We start from the raw sequence: 21,686 nt of genomic DNA, 5'->3' as shown, positions 1-21,686 counted from the left end.
ATTCAATGCTCCCTGAACGATCAAGTCTGAAACTTGTTCTAGATTACCGTCCCGAAGTAATCTCGCGGGAACGTGCTGGAAGAAGGGGGCCGAGAGTGACCCATGAGGCCATGGAGGCAGGCCTCCACGCGGGCTCGGCCGCCGACGCCGACCGACCGCTGCGCATCGCGCTCCTCACCTATAAGGGGAACCCGTTCTGCGGCGGCCAGGGTGTCTACGTACGGCACCTCTCGCGCGAGCTCGCCCGGCTGGGCCACCACGTCGAGGTGATCGGCTCGCAGCCCTACCCGGTGCTCGACGAGGGCGAGGGCCTGGACGGGCTCTCCCTCACCGAGCTGCCCAGTCTCGACCTGTACCGCTCCCCCGACCCTTTTCGTACCCCGAAGCGCGGCGAGTTCCGCGACTGGATCGACGCCGTCGAGGTCGGCACGATGTGGACCGGGGGCTTCCCCGAGCCGCTGACGTTCTCGCTGCGTGCCCGCCGCCATCTGCGGGCCCGGCGCGGCGACTTCGACGTCGTGCACGACAACCAGACGCTGGGGTACGGGTTGCTGGGGGACGTGGGTGCGCCGCTGGTCACCACCATCCACCATCCCATCACCGTGGACCGGCAGTTGGAGCTGGACGCCGCCGGGAGCCGCCGCAAACGGGCGTCCGTGCGCCGCTGGTACGCGTTCACGCGGATGCAGAAGCGTGTCGCGCGCCGCCTGCCGTCCGTGCTGACCGTCTCCGGCACGTCCCGCCAGGAGATCGTCGACCACCTCGGCGTACGCGACGAGCGGATCCATGTCGTGCACATCGGTGCCGACGCCGACCTCTTCTCGCCCGATCCGTCCGTGCCGAAGGTGCCGGGCCGGATCGTCACGACCTCCAGCGCGGACGTCCCTCTCAAGGGGCTCGTCTTCCTCGTCGAGGCGCTCGCCAAGGTCCGCACCGAGCATCCCGCCGCCCACCTCGTCGTCGTCGGCCGACGGGCCGAGGACGGGCCGGTCGCCCAGCTCATCGAGCGGTACGGGCTCGAAGACGCCGTCGAGTTCGTGAAGGGCATCTCCGACGCGGAACTCGTCGACCTCGTCCGGTCCGCCGAGGTCGCCTGCGTGCCCTCCCTGTACGAGGGCTTCTCGCTGCCCGCCGCCGAGGCGATGGCGACCGGTACGCCGCTGGTGGCCACCACCGGCGGGGCCATCCCCGAGGTCGCGGGGCCCGACGGCGAGACCTGCCTGGCCGTTCCGCCCGGCGACGCGGGGGCGCTGGCCGCCGGCCTGAGCAGGGTGTTGGGCGACCCGGACCTACGCGAGCGGCTCGGTGCGGCCGGGCGTGCGCGCGTACTGGAAAGGTTCACGTGGGCCCGCGCCGCGGAAGGGACGGTAGCCCGCTACCGCGAGGCGATCGCGAACCCCCACCGCTCCGCGCCGGGGGCGCACAGCCGCTCCGCGGCAGAACGACAGAGCCGCTCCGCGGCCTCCCAGGGGGCGGCCCCCGCCGTCACCCCCGTGGACACCCCGAACCGTGAAAGCAGGACCACGTGCTGACCGTCGACTTCTCCCGGTTTCCGCTTGCCCCGGGGGACCGAGTGCTGGATCTCGGGTGCGGGGCGGGACGCCACGCCTTCGAGTGCTACCGGCGCGGCGCCCAGGTCGTCGCGCTGGACCAGAACGCTGAGGAGATCCGCGAGGTCGCCAAGTGGTTCGCCGCGATGAAGGAGGCGGGCGAGGCACCGGAGGGCGCCACCGCCACCGCGATGGAGGGCGACGCGCTGCGGCTGCCCTTCCCCGACGAGTCGTTCGACGTCGTCATCATCTCCGAGGTGATGGAACACATCCCCGACGACAAGGGCGTACTCGCCGAGATGGTCCGGGTGCTCAGGCCCGGCGGGCGGATAGCGATCACCGTGCCGCGCTACGGGCCCGAGAAGGTCTGCTGGTCGCTGTCGGACGCGTACCACGAGGTCGAGGGCGGCCACATCCGCATCTACAAGGCGGACGAACTGCTCGGCAAGATCCGCGAGGCGGGCCTGCGGCCGTACGGCACGCACCACGCCCACGCCCTGCACAGCCCCTACTGGTGGCTGAAGTGCGCGTTCGGCGTCGACAACGACAAGGCGCTGCCGGTACGGGCGTACCACAAGCTCCTCGTCTGGGACATCATGAAGAAGCCCCTCGCCACCCGGGTCGCCGAGCAGGCGCTCAACCCGCTGATCGGCAAGAGCTTCGTGGCGTACGCGACCAAGCCGCACCTGCCCGCCGCCACCCTCACGGACGTTTCGTGACGACTCCGCGCACCGAACACCTCGTCCTGACAGGGGTGCTCACCGCGGAAGAGGCCGCGCAGACCGTCCGGGGCATCCTGGCCGTACAGCGCGCGGACGGTGCCATCCCGTGGTTCCGCGGTCACCATCTCGACCCGTGGGACCATACCGAGGCCGCCATGGCCCTGGACGCGGCCGGCGAGCACGAGGCCGCCGGGCGGGCGTACGAGTGGCTGGCCCGCCACCAGAACGAGGACGGCTCCTGGTACGCGGCCTACGCGGACGGGGACGCGGCCGACGTCACCGACCGCGGGCGCGAGACCAACTTCTGCGCGTACATAGCCGTCGGCGTGTGGCACCACTACCTCGCGACCGGCGACGACACCTTCCTCGACCGCATGTGGCCGTCGGTGTGCGCGGCGGTGGAGTTCGTTCTCGGACTCCAGCGGCCGGGCGGCCAGATCGGCTGGAAGCGCGAGGACGACGGGCGGGCCGTCGAGGACGCGCTGCTGACCGGGAGTTCGTCCGTCCACCACGCGCTGCGCTGCGCGCTCGCCATCGCCGAGGAGCGCGAAGAGCCGCAGCCCGACTGGGAGTTGGCGGTGGGCGCGCTGCGCCACGCGATCCGCCGGCATCCGGAGCGGTTCCTCGACAAGGACCGCTACTCGATGGACTGGTACTACCCGGTGCTGGGCGGCGCGCTGACGGGCGCCGAGGCGAAGGAGCGCATCGAGCGGGACTGGGACCGGTTCGTGGTCCCGGATCTCGGCGTGCGCTGCGTGGTGCCCAACCCGTGGGTGACGGGCGGCGAATCGGCCGAACTCGCCCTGGCCCTGTGGGCCGTGGGCGAGTCCGACCGCGCCCTGGAGATACTGCAGTCGATCCAGCACCTGCGCGACCCGGCGACGGGCCTGTACTGGACGGGTTACGTCTTCGACTCCAGGGCGATCTGGCCCGAGGAACTCACCTCGTGGACGGCGGGCTCCCTGCTCCTCGCCGTAGCCGCACTGGGCGGTGACGAGGCGACGTGCGCGGTCTTCGGCGGCGACCGCCTGCCGTTCGGACTGGACCCCGACTGCTGCCGGTAGCGGTCCAGTCGCGTACGCGGCCCGGAGTGGATCAGCTGCGTACGCGGTTGGCTATCGCGTGCCCGATGAAGAGGTAGACGACGGCCGCGAGACCGTAGCCGGCGACGACCCGTGCCCACTGCTCGTCGAACGTGAACAGGTCGTGCGACCAGCCGGCGAGCCAGCGTGCGGAGTCATGGATGAACTGGACGAACGAATTGCCCTGGTTGGCGTCCAGTAGGTACATGAGGATCCAGAGGCCGAGAATGAAGGCCATGATGTCGGCAACGATGGCGACGACCCTGCCGGCTGAGTTGGAACCGTTGCGATATCGAGGGGACATGTCATGCGGGTAGCCCTTGAATCCCGTATGAAACCTCGGGGTTCGGCGAAGAGCGCGTGACGGTCGTGTCCTGACCCTCCTCATGATGGTTCGTCAGCCTTTATCCTGGGCTCCAACTGCCGTTGGCCGTGAGGTGGTTCGGCGGTCAGCGCAGTCACCGACGATCCTGCCCCACAGTAGGGGGAGACGCCGGTGTCCGCGAACAGAGCCGAGAGACCCGCAAGTCCAACAAGTCCAGCAAGAGCCGTACGGTCCGCAGGATCCGCGCGACCCGCCCGGCCCGATCCGTCCACCGGACCGGTGCGCCCCGCGGACGAACCCCGGCTCGCGGTCGGCGGGCCCGTCCGGAGCCGGCTGCGCCGCACGCTGGCCCTCGCGCTGCCCGTCCCCGTCGTCGGCCTCGTCCTGCTCCTGGCCTCCGGCCATCTGACGCTGCCGCTCGACCGGATCGTCACCATCGAGGCGAAGATGGCCTCCAAGCGGGACTTCTTCGAGAATCCCGAGGTCCGGCGCATCCTCATGAAGCACGGCTTCCGGGTGCACATCACGCGCATGGGCTCCCGGGACATCGCCACGCAGGACGTCGCGGGGTACGACGTCGTCTTCCCCTCCGGGCAGCCCGCCGCGGACCTGATCACCCGGCAACGCGCGAAGGCCGGCCACCCCGTCCTCACCTACCGGCCCTTCGTCAGCCCCATCGTCCTCGCCACGTACCGGGAGTACGCCGAGACGCTGAAGGACGCGGACATCGCCAGGCCTCAGCCGGTCGGCACCTCCGGTGGCTCCTCCGAGCCGCTGTACTACACGCTCGACATGGACAAGTTCCTGCGGCAGACGAAGCAGGGCAAGCGATGGGACGACCTGGGCATCGAGAAGCACGGCGTCCACAACGGCAACAAGATCCTCGCCCAGACCTCCGACGTCTGCGACTCCAACTCCGGCGGCACCTACCTCGGCCTCGTCTCCTTCGTGTGGCACGGCAACGACGCCCCCGGCAACGGCGAGGACGCCGACAGGTACGCCCGTGACATCAAGGAACTGCTCATCGAACAGGGACTGCCGGGCTCCGAGCGTGCCGAGACCTATCTGTCCGTGGACGGCAAGGGCATCGCGCCGATCTCGGTGATCTACGAGCACCAGTTCCTGGCCCACCAGATCCGGTACGAGGCCGAGCACGGCACGCCGGACGACGGACGCGTCCTGCTCTACCCGTCGACCCGGTTCGTCACCGAACCCCAGCTCGTCGCCCTCACCGAGGACGGCGAACGACTCGGCGAACTGGTCACCGAGGATCCCGAACTCCAGCACAAGGCGATGGAGTTGGGCTTCCGGGTGCGGGACGCCACCAGTGACTCGACCAGCGACCAGCTGGCGGCCTTCCTGGCGGACCGCGGTATCCAGGTGCCGGTCACCTCGGCCGACGACACCAAGGCCGTCCTTCCCCGCCTGCCCCTGCTGGAGCGGATGATCCAGACGGTCGGCGAGTGCCCGCCCACGCAGTCCTCCTCGCAGTCGTCGCGGAAGGGCATCAAGTGAGGGGCTCCTTGGGCAACCTGACGTTGTGTCTGACGCTGACGGCTGCCCTGGCCATGACCGCCGCCTGCTCCGGCGGCGACGAGGACCGGACCACCCTGCGCGTCCTCGCCGGCCCCGATCTCGCCGTACTGGAGCCGCTGCTCGACGAGTTGCGGTCCGATACGGGGGTCGAGCTGGAGATGGACTACCAGGCCGACGCCGACACCGGCGAGGCGCTGGCCGCCGCCGGAAAACGCCGTGGCGGCCACGAGGCCGCCTGGCTCTCCACCGACCGCTCCTTCCAGCTGCGCCACAAGGGCACCGCCCGGGGGCTGCTGCGCACCCCGACCATGCTCTCGCCGGTCGTGGTGGGCCTGCGCCCGGACGCGGCACGCGCACTCCACGCCAAGTCCCCCGACGACGGCCTCAGTTGGGCCGACCTCGCGGACGCCGCCGCCACCGGCACCGTGCGCTTCGGCATGGCCGACCCGCGGCGGACGGGGACCGGCCTCGCCGCACTCGTCGGCGTCGCCACCGCGGCGGCCGGCACCGGCGGCGCCCTGCGCGAGGCCGACGTCTCCTGCGACCGTCTGCGCGGCTTCCGCTCCGGTCAGCGGATCACCGCCGACTCCACCCGCGACCTGCTCGACGACTTCGTCGACCACCCCGGCACGGCGAACGCGCTCATCACCTACGAGTCCGACCTCCTCGCCCTCAACTCCGGCGGCCGGCTGGACGAGAAGCTGGAGATCGTGCGCCCCAAGGACGGCACGGTCCTGGCCGACTTCCCGCTGCTTCTCCTCGACCCGGGCCGACGGGCCGCCTACGACAAGGTCGTGGAGTGGCTCCGGCAGGACTCCGTACAGCGGAAGATCATGCGGACGGCACTGCGGCGCCCGGTGAACCCGTCGGTCGCCAGGGAGGGGCAGCTACGGGCACCGGTCGGCAACGCGCTCTACTTCCCCGACGGTCCGGACGTCCTGGAGCGCCTCCTCGACGACTACGGAGACCCCGCCCACCGCGTGGCGGACCAGGTGGTCTTCCTGCTCGACTTCTCCGGCTCGATGCGCGGGGAACGCATGGCGGAGCTGCGCGAGGCCTTCGCCGACCTCAGCGGCGCGGACTCCTCGGCGACGGGCGCCTTCGCCCGCTTCCACCTGGGCGAGCGGCTGACCGTCGTACGGTTCGGCGGACAGGTCCTGGAGGAGCGGACCGTCACCGTCCGGGGAGAACGGGACCTGCGGACACTCGCCGACGTCGTCGCACGCGGCGACTACGGCGACGCGACCGCCGTCTGGACCGCGCTGGACCACGGCTACCGCACGGCGTCCTCCGCGGTGGCCGACGAACCCGGACGGTCCGTGTCCATCGTGCTGATGACGGACGGCGAGAACAACGCGGGCATCGCGTACGAGGAGTTCGTACGCCGTTACGAGGCGCGGTCCGCCGGGACCCGTACCGCGGTCCATACCTACCCCGTGCACTTCGGGGAGGCGGACGCCGTGGCCCTCCGGCGCGCCGCCGCGAAGACGGGCGGTCGCATGGTGGACGCGGACGCGCGGGGATCGTCCCTTTCCGAGGCATTCAAGGAGATCCGTGGCTGTCGTTGACGCGCAGTGGTGGGGTGTGTGGTGGCCGTGGATGACGGTGTGGCTCGTCACCGCCGCCGGTCTGGTGGCGCTCGGTGCCGTGCTGGTGCGGCATGTGCGCGGACGGGGACGGGGACGCGGACGCGGACGGGGGAGCGTGGGGCAGCGGTCCGCGTACAGCGTCTGCTTCTACCTGGACGAGAAGGCGGTGATGGACCTCTACCGGATCGGCAACTACAGCGCGGCGCTGGAACAGGCCGTCGAGCACCGCACCAACGTCAACACCAGTGTGGGGGTGTGGGGCAGGCTGCTGCCGTGGACCGTCAAGGCGAACCGGGACGTCACGCAGGAGAAGTTCAGCAGCTACGTGGCCAGGAGTGAGCCGATCTCCGTGATCGGGATGCTGCTGGACGCCTTCGAGCGGGCCGATGTCATCGTCCACGCGGATCTGCGCACCGGGGACGTCGTCCCGAACCGCGCGCTCGCCGAGGCGCTCGGCGCCGGGGCCGGCCGGGGTGGGGTCGCGTTGAGCGACATCGAGGAGTTCGTGTCGCTCAGGGGCCGCTTCCTGGTGGAGCCGGAGCCGGAGCGGGAGCCGGAGTCCGGGGCGACGGAGGGGATCGTGCTGCGGGCCCCGTACGGTGACGATCCCGAGCGGCCCGCGCATGTCCGGGTCACCTGCGCGGCGGGCGGTCTGCGCAACGAACGCCTTGCCGACGGGACGTTCCAGGCGCGCTGCCTCGGCAAGATGACCGGCTGGCGGCCGGACACCCGCGAGGTCACCCTGGAAGCGATAGCCATATTCCGCTGACGGGTCCCACGGGGGCGGGGGGCGGGGCAGATGTCGTACCTGCACGCAGGTGGGGGCTGACCGCGCAGTTTCCCCGCGCCCCTTGACGGGCGTTCCGCCCGGGGCGGCCGGGTCTTGTCTGCACGCGCGTGGGGGCTGGCCGCGCAGTTCCCCGCGCCCCTTGAGGGGCGTTCCGCCCGGGGGGTTGGGTTTTGTCTGCGCGTGTGTGGGGGTTGGCCGCGCAGTTCCCCGCGCCCCTGACGGGGCCAGCCGAAGGCGTCGGTTTTTTTGGGGGCGCGGGGAACTGCGCGAGCAACCACGACGCACCCGCAGACGACAGCGTGCCCCCGTCTTTCAGGGGCGCGGGGAACTGCGCGGTCAGGTGGCGGTTGGCTGCAGGCGGAGAAGCGGAGCGGTCAGTTCAGGTCGGCCAGCGTGCGCAGCGTGCGCGGGTCCGGAGACAGGAGCAGCAGATCCGTCACCGGACCCTTGCGCCACAGCTCCAACCGCTCGGCGATCCGGGCACGCGGCCCGATCAGCGAGATCTCGTCCGCGAACACGTCCGGCACGGCAAGGACCGCCTCCTCCCGCCGCCCCGCCAGGAACAGCTCCTGCACCCGCCGGGCCTCCTCCTCGAAACCCATCCGCGCCATCAGATCGGCATGGAAGTTGCGCGCGGCGTGTCCCATGCCCCCGATGTAGAAGCCCAGCATCGCCTTCACCGGCAGCAACCCCTCGGCGACGTCGTCGCAGACCTTCGCCCGGGCCATCGGAGCGACGAGGAAACCCTCGGGCGCCGCGCCCAGCGAAGCCTCGTACACATCCGTCCGCATCGGCGACCAGTACAACGGCAGCCAGCCGTCCGCGATCCGGGTCGTCTGGGCGATGTTCTTCGGCCCCTCGGCCCCCAGGAGCACGGGCAGCCGGGACCGGAGTGGGTGCGTGATCGGCTTGAGGGCCTTGCCGAGCCCCGTGCCGTCGGCGCCCCGGTACGGGTGCGAGTGGAAGCGGCCGTCCAGTTCGACCGGGCCCTCGCGCCTCAGGACCTGGCGTACGACATCGACGTACTCCCGGGTCGCCGTGAGCGGTGACTTCGGGAACGGCCGCCCGTACCAGCCCTCGACGACCTGCGGTCCTGACAGCCCGAGGCCGAGCATCACGCGCCCGCCCGACAGGTGGTCCAGCGTGAGCGCGTGCATCGCCGTCGTGGTGGGGGAGCGGGCCGCCATCTGGGCAACCGCCGTACCCAGTTTGATCCTTGAGGTCTGTGCGGCGATCCAGGTGAGAGGGGTGAAGGCGTCCGAACCCCAGGACTCGGCGGTCCACACCGAGTCGTAGCCGAGCCGCTCCGCCTCAAGGGCGAGGGGCACATGGTCCGCCGAGGGGCCGCGACCCCAGTAACCGAGGGCGAGTCCGAGCCGCATACACCACTCCTGACGGTCCGTCAGATGCCAGTTCGACGGGCCGACTGTACGGGAACGGCCCCCCGCCCGGAAGGGCTCCGAGGAGCACCCTGGGCGGAGGGCCGTGACGGACCGGCGGTGACGGGGTCAGCCGCGCTGGATCCCGGACGTGTCCTGCAGTACACCGCGGCGGCCGTCCTGCGTCTGGGCCACCAGGCTCGGACCGCGCTGCTCGACGGCCAAGTACCAGGTGCCCGGCGCCAGTTCGGCGATCGGGGTGGGCGAACCGTCCTCCGCGAACAGCGGACGGGCCACCGGCACCGCGAACCAGAACGGGGCGAAGTCCCCGGCGGGCTGCTGCGCCTGCGGAGCCTGCGCCTGGTGGGGCTGCTGCGGCTGGGGCTGACCGGGCTGGGCGCCGAACGGCTGACCCTGCTGCTGCGGCTGGCCGGGCTGTCCGGGCTGGCCGCCGAAGGACGGGCCCGGCTGCTGGGCGCCCGGGTAGCCGTAACCACCCTGCGGCTGACCGCCGTAGGGCTGCGGTGCGGCAGGCTTCGGGGGCGGCAGCAGCGCGCCCTTGAGGGCCGGGACCAGCGGGGTGGCGACCGCGGCACCGGCGAGCACCAGGGTGGCGATGAAGCTGAGGATGAGGCCGGTGCCGCTGCCGATGGCGTCGCTGCCACCGTTGTTGTCGAAGCCGCCGGCCGGGTCGAAGATGTTCCCGAGGGCGCTCCAGGCGGCGAACACCGTGAAGGCGACACCGAACGGGCCGAGGTCGAGACCGGCGACCTTCGGCGCCTGCGGCAGGCCGCGGGCGACGACGATCAGCGCCGCGCCGATGATGCCGGCCAGGGTGACGCTCAGGAGGACCGGGCCACTGCCCCAGGCGTTCGGGATGTCGGCGCTGTCGGGGGCCCCGTCGATCGAGTAGATGTCGAGGAACGACGCGATCAACAGCAGAACCGCTGCTCCGATCACCACGCCGTCGCCTCGACTGAGGGAGCGGATATTCACTTCAGGTCCTTCGTCAGTCGTCTCGTCATCGGTAGAGGCGTCGCCGTCACCACGTCGTCGTCCGGCCGTGGTGTGAAGCGAAGGGGTGGCCCCTTATCGTAGGGAGGACACTATCGCCCGCCCTACACGGGTGTCCGCCCGGATGTCCCCTCTGATCGCTACCCGCGCAGGAAACTCACGATTCCCTCAGAGATTCCCTGCGCCGCCTTCTGCCGCCAGGCGCCGCTGGTCAGCTGCGCGGAGTCCTTGGTGTCGCGCATGTTGCCGCACTCGATGAACACCTTCGGAACCGTTGACAGATTGAGACCGCCGAGGTCTTTGCGCACATCGAGGCCGGTGCCGTCACCGATGTAGTTGGAGGGCGGGCCGCCGGTGGTGCGCAGGAAGCCGCCGGCGATGCGTTCGCCCAGCGCGCGGGACGAGGCCACGATGGGGCGGGTGTCGGCGGCGCCGGAGTGCACCGAGCCCGGCAGGATCACATGGAAGCCGCGGTTGCCGGCCGCCGAGCCGTCCGCGTGGATCGACACGACGGCGTCCGCCTCGGCCTTGTTGCCGATCTCGGCCCGCTCGTCCACGCACGGGCCCCAGGCGCGGTCGTCGTCCTGGGTGAACTTCACCGTGGCGCCCTCCTTCTTGAGGATGGTGCGCAGCCGGTGCGAGACGTCGAGGGTGAACTCGGCTTCGGTGTAACCGGCGTTGGTCGACGTACCCGTCGTGTCGCACTCCTTCCAGTTCGTCCCGATGTTCACCTTGCGGTTGATGTCGGACGGGTGCCGGAAGTTGCCCGGGTTGTGACCGGGGTCGATGACGACGACCTTGCCCCGGAGGGGCCCGGAGCCGGCGGGGGCGGAGGCCGAGGAGCCGGACTCCTCGCCGCCGCCCGACTGGCCGGTGCCGCCGGTCCGCTCCTTGCCGTCCTCCGAGGGGCCCGGCAGCTCGGACGCGCGCGCGGACGCGCCCGCCGAGGCCGACGTCTGTGCGGCCGCCGAGCCGTCCCCGTCGGAGTCGCCGACCGCCTGCCACACCAGCCAGCCCACCAGGGCCCCCGGCACGAGCGCGGCGACGGCGACGGTCAGGGGGGCGCGCAAGGGGTGGCGCGGGGGGCGTGGGGGTTCGAAGTCCGGGCCTACGTATGACACGGCCAACACCTTACGGGTCGACCGGCCGGTGTGCGGGCAATGAGGGGCCGGGAGGGAGGCAGGGAACGGGCAGGGAGGGGGGCCGGGGTGGCTCTCGCTCAGCTCCCTTTGCCCGTACGGCTGCCCGTACGGCTGCCCGTACGGCGCAGCACCCGCAGGGAGTCCGTCGCCGAGACCTCCGTGAACGCGCCGGACTCCAGCGCCCGCAGATACACGCGGTACGGCGCCTGCCCGGTGAACTCGTCCACCGGGTCGGGGAACACGTCGTGGATGAGCAGCAGCCCGCCCTCGGCGACGTGGGGCGCCCAGCCCTCGTAGTCGCCGCTCGCGTGCTCGTCGGTGTGGCCGCCGTCGATGAAGACGAGTCCGAGGGGGGAGTTCCAGAAGGCGGCGATCTGCGGGGAGCGGCCGACGACCGCGACCACGTGGTCCTCCAGGCCGGCCCTGTGGAGCGTACGGCGGAAGGTCGGAAGGGTGTCCATACGGCCGAGCTCCGGGTCGACCGTGGAGGGGTCGTGGTACTCCCAGCCGGGCTGCTGCTCCTCGCTGCCGCGGTGGTGGTCGACGGTGATCGCCGTGACACCGGCCTCGCGGGCCGCGTCGGCGAGCAGGATCGTGGAGCGGCCGCAGTACGTGCCGACCTCCAGCAGGGGCAGGCCGAGCCGTCCCGCTTCGACGGCGGCCCCGTACAGGGCGAGCCCTTCCCTCACGGGCATGAACCCCTTGGCCCCCTCGAACGCGGCGAGTACTTCGGGCGCGGGTGCCGGGGGCATGGAGTTCCTCCAGGTCTTCACGTACAGGGTGTGCGTGCCCGCCATGGTGCCGCACGCCCGCGGCAGCGCCGCCCGGGGGGCGGGGAGCGGGGGGAAACGGAGCGGCGACCCCCGCCGTGCCTGCACCCGACGGTCCGCCCGGCAGGGCGCTTTCAGGGGCGCGGGGAACGGCGCGGCGAGCCACGACGCGCCTGCACCCGACGACCTGCCTGGCGGGGCGCTTTTAGGGACGCGGGGAACGGCGCGGCGAGCCACGACGCGCCTGCACCCGACGGCCTGCCTGGCCCGGCGCTTTTAGGGGCGCGAGGAACTGCGCGGCGAGCCCCGACGGGCCCGCAGCCGACGGTGTGCCCGGCGCAGCCCCCAAGGGGCGCGGGGAACTGCGCGGCGAGCCCCGACGGGCCCGCAGCCGACGGTGTGCCCGGCGCAGCCCCCAAGGGGCGCGGGGAACTGCGCGGCCAGCCACGACGGTCCCGCAGCCGGCGATGGCCCTGGGCTTCGGCTGCGGGCCCGCTGTGGCTGAGCGCGCAGTTCCCCGCGCCCCTGAAGGCGCCCGCCGGGCTGCCCCGTCGGGGCGGATTGCGGCTGCACGTGCGTCGTGGCTGAGCGCGCAGTTCCCCGCGCCCCTGAAGGCGCCCGCCGGGCTGCCCCGTCGGGCCGGATCGCGGCTGCACGTGCGTCGTGGCCGGGCGCGCAGTTCCCCGCGCCCCTGGCGGGCGCCCTTCGGGCTGCCCTGCCCGGGGGGTCGGCTGCACGTGCGTCGTGGCTGGCCGCGCAGTTCCCCGCGCCCCCGGCGGGCGGGTGCTGCGCGCTATGCCAATACCGCGGCGCCCGGAAGCGCGAGGTCCACCTCGATCGACCGCTCGCCGCCGGGGTGGCTCGCTCCGGAGGCCAGCGGGCCGTGGCCGCCCGCCGTGACGGCCAGTACGTACGCCCCCTGCGCCGGTACGGCGAGCACGTAGCCGCCGTCGGGCGCGGACAGCGTCGCCCCCGCCTGCCGCCCCCGCCGGTCGATCAGCGTGACCTTGGCCCGCGCGACCGGCTCACCGTCGGAGGTGAGGACACGGCCGCGGAACCCGGTCGCGACCGGGCTCGCCGTCTCGGACCCGGGCTCGGACAGAGGGTCGCTGGAAGCGACCAGATGCGGCTTCGCCGGGTCGGCAACCGCCCGCCGCCCCGGCAGGAACGCCGCGAACACCAGCCCGAGCAGCACCGCACCCGTAGCGATCATGAACGACACCCGGAAGCCGTGCATCGTGGGAACCGCGACACCGCCCACCTGGTCCGCGGTGTTCGCCAGCACCATGCCGATCACGGCACTCGACACGGACGTACCGATCGAGCGCATCAACGTGTTGAGCCCGTTGGCCGCACCCGTCTCCGACGCCGGCACGGCACCGATGATCAGCGCGGGCAGCGAGGAGTACGCGAGACCGATGCCCGCGCCCAGGACCACCGCGATGACGATGGTCTGCCAGGCGGCGCTCATCAGGCCGAGCCCGGCCCCGTACCCGACCGCGATGATCAGCATGCCGGTCATCAGGGTGACCTTGGGGCCGTACTTGGCGGAGATACGGGCGTACACCGGCGCCGTGAACATCATGGTCAGGCCGAGCGGCGCCACGCACAGACCCGCAACGACCATGGACTGGCCTAGGCCGTAACCGGTCGACGCGGGCAGCTGCAGCAGCTGGGGCAGGACGAGGGAGACGGCGTAGAAGGCGACACCGACCATGATCGAGGCGAGGTTGGTGAAGAGCACCGCGGGCCGGGCCGTGGTGCGCAGGTCGACCAGCGGAGCCTTGACGCGCAGTTCCATCACGCCCCACAGCAGAAGGACGGCCACCGCCGCGCCGAACAGGCCGAGCGTCGTGGCGGACGTCCAGCCCCAGTCGCTGCCCTTGGTGATCGGCAGGAGGAAGAGGACGAGGCCGGCGGAGAGTCCGAGCGCGCCCAGGACGTCGAAGGTGCCCACGGCACGCATCGGCGACTCGGGTACGAAGATCAGGGTGAGCACGATCGAGACGACGCCGAGGCCCGCCGAGCCGAAGAACAGCGCGTGCCAGTCGGCGTGCTGCGCCACCAGGGCCGCGACCGGCAGCGCGAGTCCGCCGCCGACTCCGATCGAGGAGCTCATCAGGGCCATCGCCGAGCCGAGCTTCTCTCGCGGCAGCCCGTCGCGCATCAGGCCGATGCCGAGCGGGATGGCGCCCATCGCGAAGCCCTGCAGGGCCCGGCCGACGATCATCACGAGCAGTTCGCTGGTGAAACCGGCGACGAGCGAGCCCACCACCATGACGGCGAGGCTGGCTATCAGCATGCGCCGCTTGCCGTAGAGGTCACCGAGGCGGCCCATGATCGGCGTGGACACGGCGCCCGCGAGCAGGGTCGAGGTCATGACCCAGGTGGCGTTGCCGGGGGAGGTGCCCAGCAGCTCCGGCAGGTCCTTGATGACCGGCACGAGCAGGGTCTGCATCACCGCGACAACGATGCCCGCGAAGGCCAGTACCGGGACGATTCCGCTGCCGCTCGACCTTCGGGTGCGCGGGTCCGTCGTTGTCCGGGTCATACGTGCGGCCTCCAGAGGCATGAGACAAGTAGATAGGTGCAGGTGCAGGTGCAGGTGCGGGTACAGGTAGGTGCAGGGTGAACCCCGTGCGCCCAGGCAACTATTCCGTTGCTTCGAGCCGCTAACGAATTCTTGACCTTCTCATTACATCGGCCCCCGAACATCTCCCCCCCCCCGCGAACATCGCCCCCTGAGCTTCCATCCGACTGGAACGTGTTCTAGTCTCCGGCCGCACCAGACCCGGACCGTGGGGAGAGCCATGAGGACGAAGGCGTACGTCGTCGGTGTGGGCATGACCAGGTTCGAGAAGCCGGAGACGCGGGACCGGCAGTACTGGGACATGGCGCGGGAGGCGGGCACCGGCGCCCTCACCGACGCCGGGATCCCGTACGACGCGGTGGAGCAGGTCCCCGTCGGCTTCTGCTTCCAGGCCTCCACGGCCGGGCAGCGGGCCGCGTACGAACTCGGCCTGACCGGTGTGCCCGTCTACAACGTGAACAACAACTGCGCGACCGGCGCCACCACGCTGATGCTCGCGCGGCAGTTCGTCGAGGGCGGCGCGAGCGACTGCGTACTGGCGCTGGGGTTCGAGAAGATGGCGCGCGGTGCGCTGGGCGCGGGGGCCGACGGGGGCGACTTCGCGACCTCACCCGTCGCCCGCCACTACGCCGTCATGGCGGCCCGGCACGGCTTCGGGACGACCCCGCCCACCGCCCAGATCTTCGGGAACGCGGCGCGCGAGCACATGGAGAGGTACGGCACGACGGAGGCGCAGCTCGCGGCCGTGGGCGCCAAGAACCACCGGCACTCGGCGAACAACCCGTACGCGCAGTTCCAGGACGTGTACACGGTCGACGAGGTCCTCGCCGCGCGTACCGTCCACTCCCCGCTGACCAAGCTCCAGTGCTCGCCCACCTCGGACGGGGCGTCCGCCGCCGTCGTCGTGTCGGAGCGTTTCGTCGAGCGGCACGGGCTGGGGGAGCGGGCCGTGGAGATCGTCGCGCAGGCGATGGCCACGGACACGGAGGAGTCGTTCGCCTCCGGGTCGTGCGTCGACGTCGTCGGGCAGCCGATGTCACGGGCCGCCGCCCGGCAGGTGTACGAGAGCGCCGGGCTCGGCATCGAGGACGTCGACGTCGTGGAACTGCACGACTGTTTCTCCATCAACGAACTGCTGACCTACGAGGCCCTCGGCATGTGCGGGCCCGGCGAGTCCGGCAAGCTCGTGGAGTCGGGCGCCACGACGTACGGCGGGCGGTGGGTGGTGAACCCCTCGGGAGGGCTCATCTCGAAGGGGCATCCGCTGGGGGCCACCGGCATCGCGCAGGTCGCCGAGCTGACGTGGCAGCTGCGGGGCGAGGCGCAGGCACGGCAGGTGGCGGACGCGCGCGTGGGGCTCGCCCACAACATCGGGCTCGGGGGCGCGGCGGTGGTGACACTGCTCAGGCGCGCCTGAGCGGATCCCGTACGTGCGGCCGGGCGGCCCTCAGTCGGACGGGAGGCCGGACCTAGGTCCTGCGGCGGACCGGCCGTGCGGCGAAAATCTGATGTACGGGGCAGGAAGCCGCTGCGACCATGACCTCTATGCCCCCGCACAGAGCCGCCGCAGCCGCAACCGCAGAGATACCCGTGTCCCGGCGCCCCGCGCCGCCCACCTGGGTGGTGGTGGTCGCCCTGGCCTGCGCGGGCCAGTTCCTCGTCGTCCTCGACGTGTCGGTCGTCAACGTGGCGTTGCCGTCGATGCGGGCCGACCTGGGGCTGAGCGCGCCGGGCCTCCAATGGGTCGTCAACGCCTACACGATCGCCTTCGCCGGTTTCATGCTCCTCGGCGGCCGGGCGGGCGACCTGTACGGGCGCAAGCGGATGTTCCTGGTCGGGCTGGCGCTCTTCACGCTGGCCTCGCTGGCGGGCGGGCTCGCGCAGGCCGAGTGGCAGTTGCTGGCCGCGCGGGCCGTACAGGGTCTCGGCGCGGCCGTGCTCGCCCCCTCGACGCTGACGATCCTGACCTCGGCCGTGCCCGAGGGACCTCCACGGGCGCGTGCCATCGCGACCTGGACCGCGGTCGGCGGAGGCGGCGGCGCGGCGGGCGGGCTCGTCGGCGGACTCCTCGTCGACGCGCTGAACTGGCGCTGGGTCCTGCTGATCAACGTGCCCGTCGGTGCCGTGGTGCTGGCCGGCGCCCTGTTCTGGCTCGCCGAGAGCCGCGTCGGCGGCAGCCGGCGGCTCGACCTGCCGGGTGCCGTACTGGTCACCTCGGGCCTCGCGACCCTCGCGTACGGGATCGTGCAGACCGAGGCCGAGGGGTGGGCGTCGGCCGCGACGCTGGTCCCGCTGGTCGGCGGGGCCGTCCTGATCGGGCTCTTCCTGCTCGTCGAGGCGCGGACCAAGGCACCGCTGATGCCGCTGAAGCTGTTCCGGTTGAGATCCGTCTCCTCGGCGAACGCGGCGATGTTCCTGTGCGGCTCGGCGATGTTCTGCATGTGGTTCTTCATGACGCTCTACGCGCAGAACGTGCTGGGCTACACGCCTCTGGAGGCCGGTTCGGCTCTCGTGCCCAGCTCGCTCGCGGTGATCCTGGGCTCGAAGGTCGCGCCCAGGTTCATGCGGGCCGTCGGGGCGCGCAATGTCGCGGTGATCGGGGCGGTGGTGGCGGCGGTCGGGTTCGGCTGGCAGTCGAGGATGACCGCCGACGGGGCGTACGTCACCACGATCATGCTGCCCGGGGTCCTGATGATGCTCGGTGCGGGGCTCTCCGCGACTCCGCTCGCCGCGCTGGCCACGTCGGGGGCGGAGGTGGGGGACGCGGGACTGGTCTCGGGCCTGGTGAACACCTCCCGCACGATGGGGGGTTCGCTTGGCCTGTCCGTGATGGCGACGATCGCCGCGGCGCGGACGGGTGGGGAGCCCTTGCCGGGGGCGTTGACGGAGGGGTATGCGCTGGTGTTCCGGACGGGGTGCGGGGTGTTGCTGGGCGGGGCGCTGCTGATGTGGCTGTGGCTGCCGGACGGCTCCGCCGGGGGACGTTCCCGAGTACGGCCACGTCGCAGCCGGCCACGCAGTTCCCCGCGCCCCCGCCTCTAGGGACGCGGGGAACGGCGCGCTCAGCCCCCACGCACCGGCACCCGACAACGCATGTCGAAGGCCGGGCTGCGCCTTTGCCTTCAGGGGCGCGAGGAACTGCGCGGCCAGCCCCAACGCACCGGCACCCGACAACGCATGCCGAAAGCAGGGCTGCGCCTTTGCCCCCAAGGGGCGCGGGGAACGGCGCGGCCAGCCACGACCCACCCGCACCCGACAACGCGGCACCCGTGCCAAAAGGCCTACAGCCACCCCTGGTGGCGAGCCTCCCGCATCGCCTCCATGCGGTTGCGCGTCGCCGTCTTGCCGATCGCGGAGCTGAGGTAGTTGCGGACGGTCGACTCGGAAAGATGCAGCGTGGACGCGATGTCGGCGACCGTAGCCCCGTCCGCCGAAGCCTTCAGCACATCGCACTCGCGGGCGGTGAGCGGATTGGGCCCGGCGCCCAGCGCGGCTGCCGCGAGCGCCGGGTCGATGACGGTCTCCCCGGTCAGCACCCGGCGGATCGCCCGCGCCAGCTCCTCCACGGGCCCGTCCTTGACGAGGAACCCCGCGGCGCCCGCCTCCATGGCCCGCCGCAGATAACCGGGCCGGCCGAAGGTGGTGAGGATCAGCACCCGGCAGTCGGGCGTCTCCTCCCGCAACAGCGCGGCGGCGTCGAGACCGCTGATGCCCGGCAGCTCGATGTCCAGCAGCGCGACATCGGGCCGTGACTCCAGAGCCGCTCCCACGATGGCGTCCCCCGTCCCGACCTGCGCCACCACCTCGATGTCGGCCTCCAGCCCGAGGAGCAGCGCCAACGCGCCCCGCATCATCCCCTGATCCTCGGCGAGCAACACACGAATGGACTTGGCAGGCCGATGATCCCGGGGCATCTCGTTCACACCCCAACATTAGGCGCCCCGGCCCCAACATTCAGGGGCGCAGCCCCCAAGGGGCGCGGGGAACTGCGCGCTCAGCCCCCACGCACCCGCACCCAAAAACCACCCCCGCCCCCCACCCTCAGGCGGCAGCCACCCCCACCGCCTCCCCCGGAAGCTCCGCCATCACCACGAACCCACCCCGAACCCCCGGCCCCGCCTCCAGCAAACCCCCCGCCGCCGCAAGCCGCTCGGTCAGCCCCTTGAGCCCGGTCCCACCAATACCCGTCCCACCAATACCCGTCCCCCCGATGCCCGTCCCCTCGATACCGGGCAAAACAGCCGGCGAGGCCCCCGCGGACACACCCCCACCGTCGTCCGAGACCCGCACCCGAACCCGCTCCGACCCCCCGTCCACCGTGATCGAACAGCGGCGAGCGCCACTGTGCCGCACGGCATTGGTGACGGCCTCCCGCACGACCCACCCCAGCAGTGCCTCCGCCCGCGCGGACAACGGCGGCCCCGACTGCCGTACGACCGGTTCGATCCCCGCCGCCAGCAGCGCCGACCGCGCCCGGTCCAGATCCGTGGCCAGACTGCCCTCGCGATAGCCCGTGACCGCCTCACGGATCTCGGTGAGCGCCTGCCGGCCGACCGACTCGATGTCGGAGACCTGGACGAGCGCCGCGTCCAGGTCCCGGTGGGCGAGGCGCCGGGCCGCCTCCGACTTCACGACGATGACGGAGAGCGTGTGGCCGAGCAGATCGTGCAGGTCGCGGGAGAAGCGCAGACGCTCCTTCTCGACGGCCTGGTGGGCCAACTCCTCCCGCGCGGCCCGCAGTTCACGTACGGCGTCCGACAGGGACAGGATCGCGGCGGTCACCATGGTGGACAGGAACGTGCCGTACGCGACGTTCACCGCGCCCCAGCCGTCCCGCACCCCCGCCACGACACCGGCGAGCACACTCAGGCCGATACCGGTCCTGCCGAGCCACGGCCCCCGGACGATCGCGCCCGCGGCCAGCCCGAGCAGTGGGAAGAAGAGGAGCCAGCTGCCCCCGTACAGGCCGCCGAGGAGGCAGGTCACCACGCCCAGTGCGATCAGCGCGCCCCGGGTGGAGCGGGCCTCGCGGGCCTCCTTGGTGAAGGCGCGGAACACCACATGGATGTAGAGGGAGTTGAAGACGAGGAGTCCGATGCCGCCGATCCAGGGGTTCGGGGTCCTGCCCTGGAAGAGGTTGGAGAAGGCGCCCATTCCCATCAGGAGCCAGGGCAGCAGCGCGAAACCGCTGGGCGGCGGGCCCAGGTGCTCGGGGAGCCTCCCGGTCCTGTGCCCGGCCCGCTCCTCCCGCCGGGCGGCCATCCGGCAACTGACGCTCCGCAACCAGGACATCTCCCCAGCCCCCGTTCCTGTACCCGTTCCTGACCCTGACCCTGACCTGTACCTGACCCTGTACCTGTTCCCGATTCCGTTCCCGTGCCAGTTCCCGTGCCAGGTTCCGTCAGACGGTCCGCGCGGTCCTGCGGTACGAGACCACAGCGTACGAGCCGAAGAGCAGCAGCCAGCCGGTCAGCACCAGCACGGCTCCGAGCGCGGGCGCCCGCCCGTCGGCGACGGCCGTACCGAGCTGCGCGAAGCGGTTCGTGGGTGTGTAGGACGACAACGACCGCAGCCAGCCGGGGAACAGGGCCAGCGGGAACCACAGCCCGCCGACCACCGCGAGCGTCAGATTGCACACCATGTTCACCACGCCGGTGGCCTGCGCGGTCAGCCGGTAGCCGTTGCCGAGTCCGAGCAGGGTGAAGGGGACCGAGCCGAGCCACAGCGACAGCGCGATCACCGCCCACTTCCAGGCGTCCAGCCGTACGCCGTTGACCAGGCCGCCCGCCGCGAGGACCGCCACGATCGCGGGCAGGACCGTCACCGCGCCGGTCAGCGCACGCCCGGCGACCACCTGGCGCGGACTCATCGGAGTGATCCGCAGCTGTCGCAGCCAGCCGATCGAGCGGTCCTCGGCGACCCCGCCGCCGGTGTTCAGGGCCGAGCCCATCGCACCGTACGCGGCCATACCGATCATGGAAGCGGTCTTCCAGTCGCCGTCGGCGCCGCCACCGAGGTTCGTGAACAGCAGATACATCACCACCGGCATCACGACCCCGCCGATCATGAAACCGACGTCACGCAGCGTCCGGCGCACTTCGAGCCGCAGATAGTCGAGCACCATCACACCGCCTCCAGGGAAGCGAACCGGGCCACCGTGTCGGAGGGGGTGCCGGAGGGGGTGGCGGTCAGGGCCAGGAACGCGTCGTCCAGCGAGGCCGGAGCGACCTCCAGGCCCCGTATCGCACCTCGTTCGGCCAGCGCGATCACCGTCGCGTCCGGATCGTCGGTCCGCAGCCGGGCCCGGTCCCCGCGGACCTCCACGGAGACCACGCCGGGCAGCAGGGACAGCCCGTCCGTACCGGCGCCCGCGAGGTCGAAGGCGGCACCCGCGAGGTCGAAGCCGACGAGACTGCCGCCCGCGGCCCGCCTGAGCTGGTCGCCGGTGCCGTCGGCGACGATCCGCCCGTGGTCGACGACCACGATCCGGTCGGCGTTGGCGTCCGCCTCCTCCAGGTAGTGCGTGGAGAAGAGGACCGTGTGGCCGTGGCGCGCGTACGCCCGCATCGAGTCCCAGAAGGCGTGCCGGGCCTCCACGTCCAGTGCGGCGGTCGGTTCGTCGAGCACGAGCAGCGAGGGGTTCCCGACGAGGGCGACCGCGAACCGCACCCGCTGTGCCTGGCCACCGGAGAGCCGGTCGAAGCGCCGCTCGGCCAGTTCGCCGATGCCCGCCAGCGCCAGCGCCTCCCCGACGGGCATCGGCGCGGGACAGGTACGGGCCACGAACCCGACCAGCTCACCCACCGTCACCCGCGGCACGGGCCGCCCGTCCTGCAGCATGGCACCGACCCGGCCGGCCCGTACGGCGTGCTCCGGAGCGGCGCCGAAGAGGCGGATGGTGCCCTCGTCGGGCTCGTCCAGGCCCAGCAGGAGGGAGAGCGCGGTGGACTTGCCCGCGCCGTTGCGGCCGAGCAGCGCGACCGTCTCGCCGCGGGCGATCTCCAGGTCGAGACACCGTCCACGGCCCGTACCGCACCGAAGACCTTGACCGCCCCGCTGAGGGAAACGGCCGCCCCCGCCCCCGTCGTCCTGGTACTCGTACTAGGTCGTGTCTTCAATTGATCTTGAGTAGTGGATCATGGTCGGGTGATACGTCGACATGAACTGTCCGATGAGGAGTGGGAGTTCCTCCGTCCG

17 protein-coding genes and 1 pseudogene are annotated in these 21,686 nt (G+C 71.8%); 8 read left to right on the top strand and 10 right to left on the bottom strand.

The window, feature by feature from the left end; genetic code table 11:
• The first annotated feature begins 95 nt into the window (after positions 1–95).
• The 3 genes from ACH4DZ_RS04745 to ACH4DZ_RS04735 are packed head-to-tail and all read left to right on the top strand — an operon-like array spanning position 96 to position 3,336.
• Positions 96–1,532 carry a glycosyltransferase family 4 protein gene (locus ACH4DZ_RS04745; RefSeq protein ID WP_398285498.1) on the top strand — a complete coding sequence of 479 codons (1,437 nt, stop codon included), beginning with the start codon at positions 96–98 and terminating at the stop codon, positions 1,530–1,532.
• The gene (locus ACH4DZ_RS04740; RefSeq protein WP_398285497.1) at positions 1,526–2,269 is read left to right on the top strand and encodes a class I SAM-dependent methyltransferase; all 744 of its coding nucleotides are present in this window, start codon (positions 1,526–1,528) and stop codon (positions 2,267–2,269) included. Before ACH4DZ_RS04745 ends, ACH4DZ_RS04740 begins: the two co-directional genes overlap by 7 nt.
• Positions 2,266–3,336, top strand: a complete 1,071-nt coding sequence (locus ACH4DZ_RS04735; RefSeq protein ID WP_398285496.1) for a prenyltransferase — start codon at positions 2,266–2,268, stop codon at positions 3,334–3,336. Before ACH4DZ_RS04740 ends, ACH4DZ_RS04735 begins: the two co-directional genes overlap by 4 nt.
• 31 nt (positions 3,337–3,367) lie before the next feature.
• Here ACH4DZ_RS04735 and ACH4DZ_RS04730 read toward each other — a convergent pair whose 3' ends face one another.
• Positions 3,368–3,658, bottom strand: a complete 291-nt coding sequence (locus tag ACH4DZ_RS04730; RefSeq protein WP_328496654.1) for a hypothetical protein — start codon at positions 3,656–3,658, stop codon at positions 3,368–3,370.
• 300 nt (positions 3,659–3,958) lie between these two features.
• Here ACH4DZ_RS04730 and ACH4DZ_RS04725 point away from each other — a divergent pair, with 300 nt between their 5' ends.
• Genes ACH4DZ_RS04725 through ACH4DZ_RS04715 form a run of 3 tightly spaced genes read left to right on the top strand, consistent with a single transcriptional unit; the run spans position 3,959 to position 7,573 of the window.
• Positions 3,959–5,194, top strand: coding sequence for a hypothetical protein (locus ACH4DZ_RS04725; RefSeq protein ID WP_398285495.1), 1,236 nt, complete (start codon positions 3,959–3,961; stop codon positions 5,192–5,194).
• Positions 5,191–6,783 (top strand): substrate-binding domain-containing protein, encoded by a 1,593-nt coding sequence (locus ACH4DZ_RS04720; protein ID WP_398285494.1) that lies wholly within the window; start codon positions 5,191–5,193, stop codon positions 6,781–6,783. The genes ACH4DZ_RS04725 and ACH4DZ_RS04720 overlap by 4 nt, the downstream gene beginning before the upstream one ends.
• Complete coding sequence (locus ACH4DZ_RS04715; protein ID WP_398285493.1) at positions 6,770–7,573, top strand: hypothetical protein; 804 nt, start codon at positions 6,770–6,772, stop codon at positions 7,571–7,573. Before ACH4DZ_RS04720 ends, ACH4DZ_RS04715 begins: the two co-directional genes overlap by 14 nt.
• Before the next feature lie 395 nt (positions 7,574–7,968).
• Here ACH4DZ_RS04715 and ACH4DZ_RS04710 read toward each other — a convergent pair whose 3' ends face one another.
• The 5 genes from ACH4DZ_RS04710 to ACH4DZ_RS04690 form a co-directional block, all read right to left on the bottom strand.
• Positions 7,969–8,976, bottom strand: coding sequence for an LLM class F420-dependent oxidoreductase (locus ACH4DZ_RS04710; RefSeq protein WP_398285492.1), 1,008 nt, complete (start codon positions 8,974–8,976; stop codon positions 7,969–7,971).
• A 126-nt stretch (positions 8,977–9,102) separates the two neighbouring features.
• Positions 9,103–9,969, bottom strand: coding sequence for a hypothetical protein (locus tag ACH4DZ_RS04705; protein ID WP_398285491.1), 867 nt, complete (start codon positions 9,967–9,969; stop codon positions 9,103–9,105).
• 158 nt (positions 9,970–10,127) lie between these two features.
• Positions 10,128–11,108 carry an N-acetylmuramoyl-L-alanine amidase gene (locus tag ACH4DZ_RS04700; protein ID WP_398285489.1) on the bottom strand — a complete coding sequence of 327 codons (981 nt, stop codon included), beginning with the start codon at positions 11,106–11,108 and terminating at the stop codon, positions 10,128–10,130.
• A gap of 98 nt (positions 11,109–11,206) precedes the next feature.
• Complete coding sequence (locus ACH4DZ_RS04695) at positions 11,207–11,881, bottom strand: class I SAM-dependent methyltransferase (RefSeq protein WP_398285487.1); 675 nt, start codon at positions 11,879–11,881, stop codon at positions 11,207–11,209.
• An 811-nt stretch (positions 11,882–12,692) separates the two neighbouring features.
• A complete protein-coding gene (locus tag ACH4DZ_RS04690; RefSeq protein ID WP_398285486.1) occupies positions 12,693–14,450 on the bottom strand; it encodes an MFS transporter in 1,758 nt (585 codons plus the stop codon).
• Positions 14,451–14,709: 259 nt separating this feature from the next.
• Here ACH4DZ_RS04690 and ACH4DZ_RS04685 point away from each other — a divergent pair, with 259 nt between their 5' ends.
• Together ACH4DZ_RS04685 and ACH4DZ_RS04680 are read left to right on the top strand one after the other, a co-directional pair.
• Entirely contained in the window at positions 14,710–15,906 is a 1,197-nt protein-coding gene (locus ACH4DZ_RS04685; protein WP_398285485.1) for a lipid-transfer protein, read from the top strand.
• A 119-nt stretch (positions 15,907–16,025) separates the two neighbouring features.
• Entirely contained in the window at positions 16,026–17,531 is a 1,506-nt protein-coding gene (locus tag ACH4DZ_RS04680) for an MFS transporter (RefSeq protein WP_398285484.1), read from the top strand.
• Positions 17,532–17,770: 239 nt separating this feature from the next.
• Here ACH4DZ_RS04680 and ACH4DZ_RS04675 read toward each other — a convergent pair whose 3' ends face one another.
• From ACH4DZ_RS04675 to ACH4DZ_RS04660, 4 genes and pseudogenes are all read right to left on the bottom strand, one after another.
• A complete protein-coding gene (locus tag ACH4DZ_RS04675; protein WP_398286197.1) occupies positions 17,771–18,403 on the bottom strand; it encodes a response regulator in 633 nt (210 codons plus the stop codon).
• A 127-nt stretch (positions 18,404–18,530) separates the two neighbouring features.
• Positions 18,531–19,781, bottom strand: a complete 1,251-nt coding sequence (locus ACH4DZ_RS04670; protein WP_398285483.1) for a sensor histidine kinase — start codon at positions 19,779–19,781, stop codon at positions 18,531–18,533.
• 109 nt (positions 19,782–19,890) lie between these two features.
• Positions 19,891–20,610 carry an ABC transporter permease gene (locus ACH4DZ_RS04665; RefSeq protein WP_398286196.1) on the bottom strand — a complete coding sequence of 240 codons (720 nt, stop codon included), beginning with the start codon at positions 20,608–20,610 and terminating at the stop codon, positions 19,891–19,893.
• A gap of 2 nt (positions 20,611–20,612) precedes the next feature.
• Positions 20,613–21,607: pseudogene (locus ACH4DZ_RS04660) on the bottom strand (ABC transporter ATP-binding protein).
• Positions 21,608–21,686 lie beyond the last annotated feature (79 nt).

The sequence above is a fragment of the Streptomyces sp. NPDC017991 genome (genome assembly GCF_044328075.1).
In the GTDB taxonomy this organism is placed as follows: Bacteria; Actinomycetota; Actinomycetes; order Streptomycetales; family Streptomycetaceae; genus Streptomyces.
Note: the sequence above shows the minus strand (reverse complement) of the source record. Positions and strands in the feature narration are given on the sequence as shown.